A 14,241-nucleotide genomic window follows, 5' to 3' on the forward strand; every position below is an offset into this window, starting at 1 on the left:
TTACTTGTTGGCTGTTAACGCTGTAGTGACTCTTTTCTAGGCATTTAATCAATCAGCGCTGTGAGCGCTTAATCGTCGCTGCGATTAATGACCAAGTCACCCAGGTAGGGGAAGTCAAGGGCGTTGACTACAGGCTCAATCTCAACCCCTTCAGCGGCCGCGTAAGCAAGGTTCTGCCAGTGCAGTGTGATATAGCCGACGTCTTCATAGAGCATGGCTTCGGCTTCGCGCAGCATTTCGTTGCGTTTTTCCAAATCGGTTTCACTATCGGCTTCGGTGACGAGTGCGTCGATCTCTTCGTTGCAGTAGCCACCGTAGTTGTATTGGCCAGCACCGGTCTCTTCATCGAAGCAGAAGGTTAGATACTGGAAGAAGTTAGCGGTATCTTCGGTATCCGCGTGCCAGCCGATCATCGCCATATCCGATTGGCGGGTATCGTACTCAGGCCAGTACTGCGCCAGGGGCATGGTACGCAGGTCAACGTCAATATTGATTTGTGCCAGCATATTGGCGACCGCTTGGGCGATCTGGGCATCGTTTACGTAGCGATTGTTGGGGGCAATCATTTCAACGCTGAAGCCGTCTGCGTAGCCCGCTTCGGCCATTAGCTCTTTGGCGCGTTCAATATCGTAGCGTGGCGTTAAGTCTGGGTTGTGACCGGAGTAACCTTTGGGTGATATCTGTCCGGCGGGCGTCGCGAAGCCGCGCATTAAGCGGTCGGCAATGCCTTCCTGGTTAATAGCCAGATCAACCGCTTGGCGAACGCGGGCATCCTGGAAGGCTTCAACGCGGTCTTCGTTCATTTGGAAGCCAATGATACGCGTACCGTCAACCTCAACCAGATTAACGCCGTCGGCCTCGCGTACGCGATCCAAATCGTTGGGAGGCACGGCATCAATAAAGTCGACACCGCCAGAGAGCAGGGCGGCAACCCGTGAGGCGTTCTCAGCGATGGGTGTCAGCACGATATTAGAGACATTGCCTTCGCTTTCGGTATCCCAGTAATCTTCAAAACGCTCAAAATCTACCCGTACACCCTGACGGCGGTCAGTCACCATGAACGGACCAGTACCGGAAACATTGCGCGAAGCAAAGGAGTTGCCAGCTTTAACGATCTCACCTTTGTCGTTGCCGCCCTCGGTTTCACCGCTATAGAACTCGCTATCCATCGGGAAGATGTAGGTAGCCAGGTTGAGTAGCAGCGGGTAAGGTTCGGTGGTGACAATTTCAACGGTGTAGTCATCAACGGCTTCGGCGCTGGCCACTGGCTCAAAAATAGCGCGATAGTCAGGGCTCTCTTTCAGACGCTCAATGGTCCATACCACGTCTTTGGCGGTGAATTCGTTACCTGAGTGGAAGGTAACGCCTTCACGCAAGGTCATGCGCATGGTGGTTTCGTCGACCTGCTCCCACTCGGTGGCTAAGCGCGGCTCAAACTCAAAATCTTTTGTCCAGCGCACCAGCGGATCAAATGCCATATGAGAAAAGCGCAAGACGCCGCCAGAAAGCTGCTCGTGGATATCGAGGGTTTCAGGGTCGGCGGAGTAGCCAATACGCAGCGTTTCAGCACTTGCGGTCATCGGTAGTAACGTCGTACCCGCAACCACTGCACCAATAACGGAAGCCAGTAAGGTTTTCTTGAGCGTCATCATCGTTCCCTTAAATCATTGTTTATTTTTCGTTTTACCGCCGTTTTCTTGGCTAGAAGCACCCTTCCCGCCAGGAAAGCGTCGGCAAAACAGACACGGTCAGTTGTTAAGCCTATTTACAACACAAGCGCACAACCTAGGCTTACAACATAGAGAGTGCCTATCGCGTCATACAATCGAAATAATGACAGGCATCATTCGTCTACTGAATGATGGGGCTAATAGCGGCATGCTGAAGGCTTGTTTTAAGACGAAAGTAGTAAGCGAAAAGCGACACATAATAGGGCGGAAAATCTTATGTGGAAAAAAATTGGGATAGCGTTGATGGGGGTTTGGCTACCTATCACTGGTTTTGCCACTGAGCCTGTGGGGCAAAGTCCTCCTCAAGGTGGCTCTGAGCGCGCGGCGCCTGAAATAGCAGGGTCGTTGGATGATGAGTTGCGGGAGTGGTTTATTTTACGCCATGGTAATGACTCAAATGCCTCATTCGTAGAGCTAGGCGACGATATCAATATTGATATCGCTGGCTCTGTTGACGATGAGAAGTGGGACGGCGAGGAGGCGCTCTCTATTAGCCTGACCGTGCACGAAGGGCAGTTGATCAATGCAGTGGTTATTTATTCCATTGGGGCTTCTATTGCCCCGCCGCTGTTCACCTCTGAAGGGGGGGAAGTAGTAGTAACACTGACTCACTATGACCGTACCAGCCAAACGGTTCGCGTAGCTGGGAAAATTGAGGGGGCGCTGGGACTGCAAGTCGAGCTAGGTGAACCGCCAAGCCAGGAAGAGGGCATTGAGATCGACGTGGTGTTCGATGTAGAGGCGCAAAAAGTAGAGTTCTAATGCCCAGGTCGACGTTTGCCGACCTGGTGACAAGACCTCAGTGGCTATCCATGTCCATCAAAAGCGCTTAACCGAACTGCTGGTGCAGCCAGGCATTAATAGTGTCAGATTCGTACATCCACTCTTCACGCCCATCGTCGTGGGTGATTCTCAAGCAGGGCACTTTGACTTTGCCACCCCCTTCCAAGAGCGCCTGCTTATGGGCAGGATCAAGTTGAGCATCACGTACCTCAATGTTTAAACCCAGCCGCGCTATCTCTTTGCGCACCTTGATGCAGAAAGGGCAGGTGCGAAATTGGTACAGCGCAAGGTTCTGGCACGCTTGATCCACCTTGGCTTGCTCTTCAGGCGTACGCTCTACTGACTTAGGCGTGGAAAGCTTCTCGGAAATCAGCATGACCGGGGCGAGCACCAAGCGAAGACCACGAAAGAAATAGCGAATTAAAATGCGCATCGAAAAAGGCTCCTGTGCTGAGATGTTGGCTTACATCAGCGTGACAAGTGGGAAGAAAGGGGTAGTCATCATAAGTAAACAGTGGCCGCATCCTGCAACAACTAAAGAGATTTGTCACTTGAGTGGTGCTTTGTCAGCGTTTATGGCGATGAATAGATGAGCAAATAGCCTCAACATGCTAGGCTGCTTAGCTATTTTTTAAACCGGTGGCTATTTTTACGCCATTTTTTGGCTTTTAGTAAATTAGTTTATGGGCGATTAACGGGGCGAGAGCCATGCATCTGCATATTATGGGTATCTGCGGCACCTTTATGGGTAGCCTGGCACTGCTGGCGCGTGAAATGGGGCACCAGGTGAGTGGCTCCGATCAGAATGTTTACCCACCCATGAGCACCCAGTTGGTTGATGCGGGCATCACCTTAATGGAGGGCTACCACGCCGAGCATCTGTCGCCAGCGCCGGATCTTGTCGTGGTGGGCAATGCCTTGTCACGGGGCAATGAAGAGGTTGAAGCGTTACTCAATAGCGGCCTGCCGTATACCTCGGGGGCGCAGTGGTTGGCGGAGCACGTGCTGCCCGGCCGACGCGTCATTGCCGTGGCAGGTACCCATGGTAAAACCACCACCGCCAGTGTATTAGCCTGGCTTTTAGAGAGTGCCGGCTTAGCGCCGGGGTTTTTGATTGGTGGCGTGCCGCGTAATTTTGGCGTGTCGGCGCGCGTGGGTGATCCGCAAGCGCCGTTTGTGGTGGAAGCTGACGAGTACGACACGGCGTTCTTTGATAAACGTTCCAAGTTTGTTCACTACCGTCCGCATATCGCCATACTCAACAACCTTGAGTTTGACCACGCCGATATCTTCCCCGACCTGGCAGCCATTGAGCGCCAGTTCCATCACCTGGTGCGCACCGTCCCAAGCCAGGGGCACCTATTAGTTGCTGATGAGCAGCCCGCCCTTGAACGTGTTCTGAGCCAGGGCGCCTGGACGCCGGTAGCGCACTTTGGTGATCGGGATGCGAGCGAGTGGCAACTGAAATTAGAGCGCGACGACGCCAGTCGTTTCCAGGTGATTTATAGCGCTGGCGAGTCTGGTCAGGATACCCATGGACAAGAGGAGGACGGGGTCGTCGAGTGGGCGCTAACCGGCGAGCATAACGCCCGCAATGCGTTGGCAGCGCTGGCGGCGGCGCATTTGTGTGGGGTTGATTTAGCCCGTGGCTGTGCGGCGCTGGCGCGTTTTGAAACACCCAGAAGGCGCCAGGAGGTGCGCGGCGAAATCAATGGCATTCAGGTGATCGATGATTTCGCCCACCACCCCACGGCGATTGCCGCGACGCTCAAAGGTCTACGTGCGGCCACCACGAAAGGACGCCTGCTGGCGGTCATCGAGCCGCGCTCCAATACCATGCGTTTAGGTGCTCTGCGCGAGCGGTTACTCGAGAGCGTGGCTGACGCTGATGGCGTTTTTTGGTTTCAGCCCGCCGGGCTCGACTGGTCGATGGACGAGCTGGTTGCCACGCAAGGTGCGCATGCCCAGCTGTTTAGCGATATTGATACGCTGGTGGCAGCAGTGGTCACTCAAGCGTCACCGTTGGATCGCATTGTGGTGATGTCCAACGGTGGCTTTGAGGGCGTGCATGAACGCTTGCTCGCCGCATTAGCCGCAGCCAAGGAGGGGAATGCGTGACAGATAGAGCCGACGCATCGTTCAAAAAGCCAATTACCGTGGCACTCACCGGCGCATCCGGGGCTCAATACGGTTTGCGCTTGATCGATGTACTAGTCGCCGCAGGCCATGAAGTGTGGGTCATGATTTCGAAAGCCGCCCACATGGTCATCGCCACAGAAACAGATATTGAGCTGCCCGCCCAGCCCCAGCGTTTAGCCGAGGCGCTGAGTGAGCGCAGTGGGGCGCAGCCTGGTCAGATTCGCTGCTTTGGTCGCGAAGACTGGATGGCGCCGGTGGCATCAGGCTCTGGCGCGCCCTCCGCCATGGTGGTGTGCCCGTGCTCTACCGGCACGCTTTCTGCCGTTGCAACGGGGGCTAGCAATAATCTGATTGAGCGGGCGGCGGACGTGGCGATTAAAGAGCGCCGAACGCTGGTGCTGGTGCCGCGGGAAAGCCCATTTTCACCGATTCACTTGGAGCACATGTTGGCATTGAGTCGCTTGGGAGTGGTCATTTTGCCGGCGGCTCCTGGGTTTTATCACTGCCCGCAAAGCATTGATGATCTGATTGATTTTATTGTCGCGCGTATTCTCAACCAGTTGGGAATCGAGCATTCGCTGGTGCCTCGCTGGGGAGAGGTCGGAGATAAGGATGAGTGATCTATGATGTCGTGGGCCACGCTGTCGGTTTTTGTGCCAACGTTTCTGTTTGTCTCGCTAACCCCAGGTATGTGCATGACCCTCGCCATGGTGCTGGGCATGACCCAAGGCGTCAAACGCACGCTGTGGATGATGATTGGCGAGTTGCTCGGCGTGGGCTTGGTGGCGGCGGCCGCTGGCGCAGGCGTGGCGGCGTTAATGCTGCGTCAGCCAGAGCTGTTTGTGCTGTTTAAGTGGGTGGGCGGCGCTTACCTGGGTTATTTGGGTATTATGATGTGGCGTTCCCGTGGGCGCATGGCGATTCCTAACGAGCTTGATGCGGGCCCACCCGCTAGCCCCCTGCAGTTAGCCATGCAAGGGTTTGTTACCGCGGTGGCAAACCCTAAAGGGTGGGCATTTTTTATGGTGCTGCTGCCGCCTTTTTTGGATAGTAGTCGCCCATTGCCGGGGCAGCTCAGCCTGCTGATAGCGGTCATTTTGACCATTGAGTTTGTCAGCATGCTGGTCTATGCCACCGGCGGCAAAACGCTACGCAATGTGCTCGGTAAAAGCGGCAATGTCCGGCTCCTGAATCGCATCGCCGGAACACTGATGATTGGGGTAGGCCTGTGGCTTGCCTTGGGGTAAAGCGGTGTCGATTTAAAGCTAAACCGGTGGGAAGAAGCCGACGCGAGCGCTGATAAGCACTAGCGATGCCAGGCTGAGCAGAAGCCACGGGCAGGGGCGCATCGACGGGCGCGACTGCTGCTGCCAATGAAGTAGCGTGAGTGCGCAAACGACCAAGCCGAGTAGCGCGCCTCCCACCAGATCACTGAACCAGTGCACGCCCACCACCAGTCTTGATAGCGCCATGGGCAGTGCAAGCGCTAGTGCTATCCAGTACACCCAAAAGCGTTTTTGACGGGGTATCTCGGCCGCAACGAACGCCGCTGTAAGGCCAACGAGCACCACGGCGGTGGAAGTGTGGGCGCTGGGGTAGGAGAACGAGCCCATTAAGTAGTCCGGTGTCTCTGGGCGAGCACGACCAAACAGCCCTTTGCCTACTGTGTTTAGCAGGGCGACGCTGGCAAAGGCGCCACTCCAGTGCAGTAAAGCCTCCCATCTCTTGCTCACCAGCATCCATGCTGCCCAAGGCAGTGTTAAAGCGATAATGCCTAGGGTGTCGCCAATGCGTGCAAAAACATTCCCCGCTCGGTACAAAACATCGCTCTGCAGCCAGGAGAACAGTTGCTGAATGAACAGATCAATCTCAAGCGGTTCATGGTGGGCGATGACCAGCAGTGTCCAGCCAGACAGACTGCCTAGCGCTATGACCAGTAACAGTAGTGAAGCCAAGGGAACATCGCCGGTTTGACTCATGGCCAGCCATGGCCTGCGTAGTAGCGGCATACGGCGAACGCTGACAGCAATAGCCCGGTAAAGTCGCCCATGCCGTGTCGCCTGATGCCGACCCCAGGAGAAAATCACCGCGAGCACGACAATGATCGCTGCGAGGATAAGCAGCGCAGCCTCTATGCCTGGCGGTAGATTCAAATGGTGCTGCCAGGTACGCCCCAACAAATAGCCGGGCAGTATATAGGCAGGCGCCCACAGTGCTGCAGAAGTGACGTTAGCCCAAATAAAGGTGCGTGGTGGCATACGCATCATGCCTGCTACCAAGGGAATAATCGGTCGCACCGGACCGACAAAGCGGCCGATAAACACTGACCAAATGCCATAGCGCTCAAAGAACCGTGCCCCGCGGCCCAACCATTCGGGATGCAGGGAAAGGGGCCATCTCTGAGTGACCTGCTCGTGATGTTTAAAGCCCAGCGAAAAACTGACGCCGTCGCCTAAAATAGCGCCTATGAAGGCAGCACCGATTAACCATGCCAAGCCAAGATCCTGATGTCCCGCCAGGGAGGCTGCGGTAGTGATTAACACCACGCCCGGCACCAGCAGCCCGATCAAGGCAAGTGATTCTACTAATGAAATCGCCAGCACCAGACAGACGATCAACGCAGGCGATGGCGTTAATGAGTGGAGCAGATCGGCTAGCGGCAAGGAGAGTACTCCAGCGTCAGATAAGAGACATTGAAAAGGCAGATTAGAGGTTGGCGAGGGCGGCGCCGCGGGTTTCCAGGCGCTTTACATAGTGTGCAAAGTGCTCGGTGCGACTGGGTAAGCAGGCGGCAATGCGCGCTTCCAGTTGACCGGTTTCTACCAGTACACGCTGTGAAAGAGCTCTTTGTAAACGCTCGCGTACCAACAGAGCGCCGCTTTCACTAGTGTCAGGTAGAACCAGCCAAAAAGTGGCGCTGTCCGCGCGCCCCAGCACATCATGATCGCGACAACGGCTATTCACTTCACCGCATAGCGCTCCCAGCAGCGCCGTTTGCGCACGATGGCCAAACTGCTCTGCTGCCATATCCAACTGCGGTAAATGCAGTACCAGCACTGCCAGTTGCTGATTGAGCATGGCAGCGCGCTGGAACTCGCTGTGTAAACGCTCTTTTAGCGTGTCCATATGGAAAGCTTCGCAGTCGCTGTCGTTGGGGTCGGTAGCTCTTAAGAGTGCGCGGCGACGAGCATGCTCCCAGCGGGGGAGGGCAAGTAACAGTGTTAAAGCAGCATAGCCCACGATAATCGCCGGTGGCGCGGAGGCGACCGAAGGAAGCAGCCACCACAATGGCCCAATGGCAATATTAATCAGCATTGCAGCCCATAGCGGTAGCAGTAAAAACGCGGCGGTAATCGGCAGGCCTAACCATAGAGGTGATACCTGCGGCTGAAAATAGAAAGCGCCGAGCACTACCGAGTAGGTACTGCAGAGTAAAATAATGCGCGGCAGGTAGCTTTTTACGCCCTGCCCTATATGCATCAGCAGGGCGGCCATTAGCAGCAGGGTCATAAAGGTGGGAATCAGCAGGTCGCGGTAGTCACCCATGGCATACAGCCATAGCGCGTAACCCACCATCAACGCGATACTGGAAGTATAAGCCAGGGTCATTAATCGTTTGGGGAGGTACTCGATCATACCGTCTCCCGCACCCGCTCAGCCGGAAGTTTGCTGATCTCAAACACCGAAAGCGTTGCCGGTTCGATATCGATTAATTCAAGGTGTTCACTGGTAATATTGTCGGGTAAGTCGGCGAGTAGTAGGCTGCGTCGTTGAGCGGCTTCTCTAGGTGAGCGGGCAAGAATGAGTGTCACCAGCGTTGTGCTGCTTAAGCGGTAAACGTTTTCAAAATCATAGGTTAATTCGCACAGCTTTTGCGCCATTGGCCACAGTTGGTGGCGTTTTACGTGCAGAATAAACAGTTCCGCATGAACGCCTTCACGCTCGCAGCGCGTTTGTTCCCGGGCGATATCGCGCAGCAACTGCTCACCGGCCCAAAGGTTAAGGCCGGGAATCAATCGCAGGCGTTGGCGAATGGAACCGTTCATATCAATAAGCTGCTGTGCTCTGGATAAGGCCAGCAGACCAAGCACCAGCAGTGAACAAATCAGCAGCACAAGCGCTGACGCCTCCAATTGAGGTGCTACCATTACAGCGCTAATCAGTGCAGCGCTGAGGTTAAAAGCGGCGACCCCATTGTTTTGGGGCAGCATCAGCATTGCGGCCCACGCCCAGATTAAAATGCCGTGTCGTTCTGGAGCAGTGGCAATTAAACCCAATAGCAGTGCACCCGGTACAATTTGCCATGGCAATCCTCGCGAACGACGGTGGCTAAAATCAAGCATCAGTGCGGTGATGAGTAACCAGCCGACTGATAGCCACAGCACTAGGGCAGCAGCAGGGGGTGTAGCGGGTGTCCATAGTGCCAAAGCGACGGCAGCAGCTAAAAGATTGGCACGTAGCAGGCGGATTTTGTACTTGCTTTGCATGGTGACTTACTATTCGTCCTGAATGACCAGATGTATCTCATCAAGTAAAGTAATTGTAGGATAATAAATGTACGCGAGACATATTAGTGCCTTAATCGTCCCCAGTATAACGATGAAATGACGTAACATAAGCAAAACATGTAAAACGCGATACATGGTTAATTAAAAAATTAAAGTATCCTTCCGTACGGAGACACTATGAGCGCTTCAACACCGTTCCAAGACGAGGCCCATCAGCACTTAATTGCCGGGAATGTGCCCGCCTACATGCAGGCCTTGGGGCAAGCGGCGCGCCGTGCCGCCAGTGAACTGCGGCGGGCGGATACCGGGTTGAAAAACCGTGCGCTAATGGCTATGGCGCAGCGCTTGACCGAGGCGCGAGCCAAAATACTGGATGCCAACACCGAGGATTTACAGCGTGGCCGCGAGAACGGTTTGGAAAGCGCGCTGCTGGATCGCTTAGCTCTGAACGACGCGCGTATCGACGCCATGATTGAAGGGCTACAGCAGGTAGCGGGCTTGCCTGACCCGGTGGGCGAAATTGGCGATATGCGTTATCGGCCTAGCGGCATCCAAGTGGGCAAAATGCGCGTCCCGCTGGGCGTCATCGGGATTATTTACGAGTCGCGCCCAAATGTAACCCTGGAAGCCGCCAGCCTATGTTTGAAGTCGGGCAACGCCTGTATTTTGCGCGGCGGGTCGGAAGCCAGCCAGTCAAATGCCGCCATTAGCGCCTGTATCCAAACGGGGTTAGCTGATGTAGGCCTGCCAGCGGGTAGTGTGCAGGTAGTCGCCACCACTGATCGCGCGGCGGTGGGTGAAATGATTAGCATGCCGGAATATGTCGACGTGATTATCCCCCGCGGTGGAAAGTCGTTGATTGAGCGTATCAGCCGTGATGCCCGCGTACCGGTTATCAAACATCTCGACGGTGTTTGTCATGTGTATATCGATACCACCGCTGATCCCGCCAAAGCGCTAGCCATCGCCGTCAATGCGAAAACTCATCGCTACGGCACCTGTAACACCATGGAAACGTTGCTGGTTGATGCGCCGATTGCTGACCTGCTGCTGCCGGAACTGGCCCGCGCTTATGCCGAACATGAAGTTGAACTGCGTGGCTGCCAGCGTACGCAGGCATTGTTGCCACAGGCGGCAGCTGCTGAAGAAGCCGATTGGTATGCCGAGTATTTGGCCCCCGTGCTGGCAATCAAAGTGGTCGATGGTATCGATGAAGCGATTGCCCATATTGAACAGTACGGCTCTCACCACACTGATGCGATTGTCACCCAGGATTATTCACTCGCACGCCGCTTTATGGCGGAAGTCGACTCCAGTTCGGTGATTGTGAATGCCTCTACCCGGTTTGCCGATGGTTTTGAGTACGGGCTTGGCGCTGAGATCGGAATTTCAACCGATAAGCTTCACGCCCGTGGGCCTGTCGGTTTGGAAGGGCTAACCACTCAGAAATACGTCGTATTTGGCGATGGCCAGGTGCGTGAATAGGGGTGGCATGAGTCAAACGGAGCAGCGTATCGGCATGTTGGGCGGCACCTTTGACCCTGTTCATCTGGGGCATTTGCGCAGCGCGGTAGAGTTGCATGAGGCGCTGTCGCTTGATCGGCTACATATGATACCGGCTCAACAGCCACCGCTACGCGGGCGCCCCCAAGTCTCGGCGAAACAGAGGTTAGCGCTATTAGAAGCGGGTATCGGTGCGACGCCTGGGCTGATCGCCGATGACCGCGAGCTGCGCCGTGACGGCCCCTCTTATAGCGTCGATACACTGGCTGAGCTGCGAGGGGAAGTTGGCGAACAGGCCCGTCTGGTGATGGCGATTGGTTTTGATGCCTTCTTGCGGCTCGCCCAGTGGCACCAGCCGGAGCGCTTGTTTGAGTTTGCCCATCTAGTGGTGATTGCCAGACCGGGCTATGACGATCCGTTACCGGCATCATTAATGGAACTGGTAGCGCATCGCAGAGTCGATAGCGTAGACGCATTGATGCAGCGGCCTTGCGGCGGCTATCTGCCATTGGAACTGCCATCACTGATGGCGATCTCGGCGACGTATATCCGCGAGCGTTTAGAGGCCGGGAAAAGCGTGCGCTATTTACTGCCAGAAGCCGTTGAATTGGCCATTACGCAGCACGGACTTTATCGACAACGCGAATAGCGCTGGCAGTCATCAAAGAAGCCGTTACAATGGCCGGCTTTATTGACCGATTAACCAATAAGGTTGTCTTTTAGGAGTCATGCACATCGATACATTGAAAAATCTAGCGGTTGACGCGCTAGAAGAACTGAAAGCACGTGACATTACACAGTTGGATGTTGCCAAATTAACCGAGGTTACCGACCTCATGCTGATTGCCAGTGGTACTTCGACCCGCCATGTGGCTGCCCTGGCGCAAAACGTCGTGGAAAAAGCCAAGGCTGCAGGGCTTGGCCCGCTGGGCGTTGAAGGTGGCGATAACGCCGATTGGGTACTGGTCGACCTGGGGGATGTCGTTGTCCACGTGATGATGCCCGAGGCACGCACCCTGTATGACTTAGAGCGGCTGTGGGCCGATCTGCCCAGCGACTCGGGTGCCATTGGCGACTCTCTTGAGCGCTTCCAAGAGCGAGCCGGCATGTCATGAAGATCCGGCTGTTAGCGGTAGGAAGCAAAATGCCTGGCTGGGTAGAAGAGGGCGTCAATACTTACCGCAAGCGGCTACCGAGAGATTTTAATCTCGAGATAGAAGAAATTGCCCTCGGTCAGCGTGGCAAAAATGCAGATATCGCGAAGGCGCGTGCCCAAGAGGCGCAGCGAATTCGCGATAAGTTGCGTGGCGACGAGTATCTAGTCGCGCTGGAAGTCAAAGGTAAGCCTTGGACCACCGAACAGTTAGCGCAAGAAGCCGATGCCTGGCGCATGGCCGGGCGAGATATTGTCCTGCTTGTGGGGGGGCCAGACGGTCTCGAGCCCTCACTCTCTGCGACGGCTGACAAAACCTGGTCGATCTCCCCGCTGACGCTGCCTCACCCGCTGGTGCGGATTATGCTGGCCGAGCAGCTCTACCGTGCCTGGACACTACTGGTAGGTCACCCTTATCACCGCTGACGGCTAACTGAGATGGTGAGCGATCACTGTTATGGCCCGCTGCGCCTTTTGTTTGATTTGATTGTTTGATTTGAGAGTCATCGTTACCATGCTCAAGCGCCCCAACACGCTAAAAAACTCCGAGCAAGAACTGCGTATTTTTCGTGTTAGAGCGCTACTCGCGGTGTTAGTGGTTTTTACGCTTGCAGGCTTGCTAACGAGTCGCTTGGTTTATTTGCAGATCGTCCAGCATGATATGTACAGCACGCGCTCCGAAAACAACCGTGTTCGCGTCGAGCCGCTGCCGCCGAACCGCGGTTTGATCTATGACCGTAACGGGGTGCTGCTGGCTGAAAACCGTCCCACCTACAACCTCACGCTGGTTCGCGAGCGTGTCGATAACCTAGATGAAACCCTTGCACTATTGGTCGACCTGCTTGAACTGCCTGAAGAGGAGATCGAGGCGTTCAATGTGCGTTCACGCCAACGCCAGCGTCCTTTCCAGCCAGCCCTCCTTACCAGTGACTTAAGCGAAGCACAAATTGCCCGTTTGGCGGTTAATCGTCATCGTCTGCCTGGAGTCGAAATAGAGGCTCAGCCGCTGCGCTACTATCCCGATGCCGAAATCATGGCACACACACTGGGCTACGTTGGGCGGATTAACGCCGAAGAGATGGAAACCCTGGACGCGGGTCGCTACGCAGGGACTCATTTTATCGGTAAGACGGGGGTTGAGCGTTTTTACGAAGAGGAGCTGCACGGTCAGGCAGGCTTGCGCAAAGTTGAGACAAACGCTCGCGGGCGAGTCTTGCGGGAGCTTGGGCGAACCGATCCGGTGCCTGGGAAGAACCTAACCCTAACCCTGGATAAGTCGCTGCAAACACTGGCTTACGAATTGCTGGATGGTCGTCGTGGCTCCATTGTGGCTATCGTGCCGGGCACTGGTGAGATCCTCGCCATGGTATCGACACCGGGTTTTGACAGTAACCAGTTTGTCACCGGTATTGATGTTGCGTCTTATCGCGCTTTGCAGCAAGACCTTGATCTCCCTCTGTTTAACCGCGCGACTCGCGGTCACTATCCTCCCGGCTCTACGATTAAGCCCTTTCTAGCGCTCGCGGGTTTGGTGGAAGGGGTAATCACTCCAGACAGCACCATAAACGACCCTGGTTACTACCAATTGCCTAATGATTCCCGACGCTATCGCAACTGGCTGCGTTGGGGGCACGGGCGGGTCGATTTAGAACGAGCTTTAGCGGTATCTAATAACACCTATTTTTATACCCTTGCGCACGATTTAGGCATTGATGATTTACATGATCAAATGAGTAATTTTGGCTTTGGCCGGCGTGTAGCCCATGACGTTCAGGGAGAGAGTGGTGCTTTGATGCCTTCGCGAGATTGGAAGCGTGGCCGCTTTAACCAGCCCTGGTATCCTGGGGAAACCCTCTCGGTGGGGATTGGACAAGGCTATTGGCAGGTAACACCTCTCCAGCTAGCCAGTGCTACGGCAACGCTGGCCAATCGGGGCCATTGGGTGAAACCAAGGCTGGCCCGACAGATTGGTGATACCCCTGTGCCGCGTGATCTGCCGGATACGTTAGATGATATTGTGCTCGCCAATGATAGCTGGTGGGATCGTGTATTCAGCGGCATGGAAAAGGTGGTTAGTGGCACGGAAGGCACTGCCCGGCGAACCGGTGTGGGCCTTGAGTACCGCATGGGCGGCAAATCAGGCACCGCACAAGTATTTTCGCTGGGGCAGGATCAGCGCTACAACGCCGATGAGCTGGCCGAACGACTGCGCGACCACGCTCTGTTTGTGGCCTTTGCGCCGTTGGATGCCCCCCAGATTGCCGTGTCGGTTATTGTTGAGAATGCCGGTGGTGGCAGTACCCACGCAGCGCACCTGGCCCGTGCAATGACCGATGCCTGGTTACTTGAGGATGAGGCCCCCGACGTAGAGGAAGTGCGTGAAGTGTTGGAAGAAGATGATGCCAATGTGGAGGGAAACTAAGCC

Annotated in this window: 14 protein-coding genes; 9 read left to right on the forward strand and 5 right to left on the reverse strand. The window is 55.3% G+C overall.

Annotated elements, in window-relative coordinates; all coding sequences use genetic code 11:
• Positions 1-68: 68 nt before the first annotated feature.
• Positions 69-1,649 (reverse strand): ABC transporter substrate-binding protein, encoded by a 1,581-nt coding sequence (locus HZS52_RS15220; RefSeq protein ID WP_039859107.1) that lies wholly within the window; start codon positions 1,647-1,649, stop codon positions 69-71.
• 297 nt (positions 1,650-1,946) lie between these two features.
• Between HZS52_RS15220 and HZS52_RS15225 the strand changes: the two genes are divergently transcribed.
• Positions 1,947-2,492 carry a hypothetical protein gene (locus HZS52_RS15225; protein ID WP_190373106.1) on the forward strand — a complete coding sequence of 182 codons (546 nt, stop codon included), beginning with the start codon at positions 1,947-1,949 and terminating at the stop codon, positions 2,490-2,492.
• 67 nt (positions 2,493-2,559) lie between these two features.
• Here HZS52_RS15225 and HZS52_RS15230 read toward each other — a convergent pair whose 3' ends face one another.
• A complete protein-coding gene (locus HZS52_RS15230; protein ID WP_022523151.1) occupies positions 2,560-2,946 on the reverse strand; it encodes a glutaredoxin family protein in 387 nt (128 codons plus the stop codon).
• A gap of 275 nt (positions 2,947-3,221) precedes the next feature.
• On the opposite strand from HZS52_RS15230, the gene mpl reads away from it, so the two are divergent.
• From mpl to HZS52_RS15245, 3 genes are read left to right on the forward strand one after another with little or no spacing between them, the layout of a single operon-like run.
• On the forward strand, positions 3,222-4,631 hold the full coding sequence (mpl, locus tag HZS52_RS15235; RefSeq protein WP_141440966.1) for a UDP-N-acetylmuramate:L-alanyl-gamma-D-glutamyl-meso-diaminopimelate ligase: 1,410 nt from the start codon (positions 3,222-3,224) through the stop codon (positions 4,629-4,631).
• On the forward strand, positions 4,628-5,272 hold the full coding sequence (locus HZS52_RS15240) for a flavin prenyltransferase UbiX (RefSeq protein WP_141440967.1): 645 nt from the start codon (positions 4,628-4,630) through the stop codon (positions 5,270-5,272). The genes mpl and HZS52_RS15240 overlap by 4 nt, the downstream gene beginning before the upstream one ends.
• Before the next feature lie 3 nt (positions 5,273-5,275).
• Positions 5,276-5,899 (forward strand): LysE family translocator, encoded by a 624-nt coding sequence (locus tag HZS52_RS15245; protein ID WP_190373107.1) that lies wholly within the window; start codon positions 5,276-5,278, stop codon positions 5,897-5,899.
• A gap of 18 nt (positions 5,900-5,917) precedes the next feature.
• Here HZS52_RS15245 and HZS52_RS15250 read toward each other — a convergent pair whose 3' ends face one another.
• Genes HZS52_RS15250 through HZS52_RS15260 form a run of 3 tightly spaced genes read right to left on the reverse strand, consistent with a single transcriptional unit; the run spans position 5,918 to position 9,139 of the window.
• Positions 5,918-7,315 carry a bifunctional DedA family/phosphatase PAP2 family protein gene (locus HZS52_RS15250; RefSeq protein WP_161463573.1) on the reverse strand — a complete coding sequence of 466 codons (1,398 nt, stop codon included), beginning with the start codon at positions 7,313-7,315 and terminating at the stop codon, positions 5,918-5,920.
• A 43-nt stretch (positions 7,316-7,358) separates the two neighbouring features.
• Entirely contained in the window at positions 7,359-8,288 is a 930-nt protein-coding gene (locus HZS52_RS15255; protein ID WP_041158542.1) for a diguanylate cyclase domain-containing protein, read from the reverse strand.
• Positions 8,285-9,139, reverse strand: coding sequence for a hypothetical protein (locus tag HZS52_RS15260; protein ID WP_009287000.1), 855 nt, complete (start codon positions 9,137-9,139; stop codon positions 8,285-8,287). Before HZS52_RS15260 ends, HZS52_RS15255 begins: the two co-directional genes overlap by 4 nt.
• 198 nt (positions 9,140-9,337) lie before the next feature.
• Between HZS52_RS15260 and HZS52_RS15265 the strand changes: the two genes are divergently transcribed.
• From HZS52_RS15265 to mrdA, 5 genes are all read left to right on the forward strand, one after another.
• A complete protein-coding gene (locus tag HZS52_RS15265) occupies positions 9,338-10,645 on the forward strand; it encodes a glutamate-5-semialdehyde dehydrogenase (RefSeq protein ID WP_022523154.1) in 1,308 nt (435 codons plus the stop codon).
• A gap of 7 nt (positions 10,646-10,652) precedes the next feature.
• Positions 10,653-11,312, forward strand: a complete 660-nt coding sequence (gene nadD / locus HZS52_RS15270) for a nicotinate-nucleotide adenylyltransferase (protein WP_190373108.1) — start codon at positions 10,653-10,655, stop codon at positions 11,310-11,312.
• Between the two features lie 79 nt (positions 11,313-11,391).
• Entirely contained in the window at positions 11,392-11,778 is a 387-nt protein-coding gene (rsfS, locus tag HZS52_RS15275) for a ribosome silencing factor (protein WP_022523156.1), read from the forward strand.
• Positions 11,775-12,242 (forward strand): 23S rRNA (pseudouridine(1915)-N(3))-methyltransferase RlmH, encoded by a 468-nt coding sequence (rlmH, locus tag HZS52_RS15280; protein ID WP_009286999.1) that lies wholly within the window; start codon positions 11,775-11,777, stop codon positions 12,240-12,242. Before rsfS ends, rlmH begins: the two co-directional genes overlap by 4 nt.
• An 88-nt stretch (positions 12,243-12,330) precedes the next feature.
• Entirely contained in the window at positions 12,331-14,238 is a 1,908-nt protein-coding gene (gene mrdA / locus HZS52_RS15285) for a penicillin-binding protein 2 (protein ID WP_190373109.1), read from the forward strand.
• Positions 14,239-14,241 lie beyond the last annotated feature (3 nt).

The sequence above is a fragment of the Vreelandella titanicae genome (assembly GCF_014697095.1).
Lineage (GTDB): Bacteria > Pseudomonadota > Gammaproteobacteria > Pseudomonadales > Halomonadaceae > Vreelandella > Vreelandella titanicae.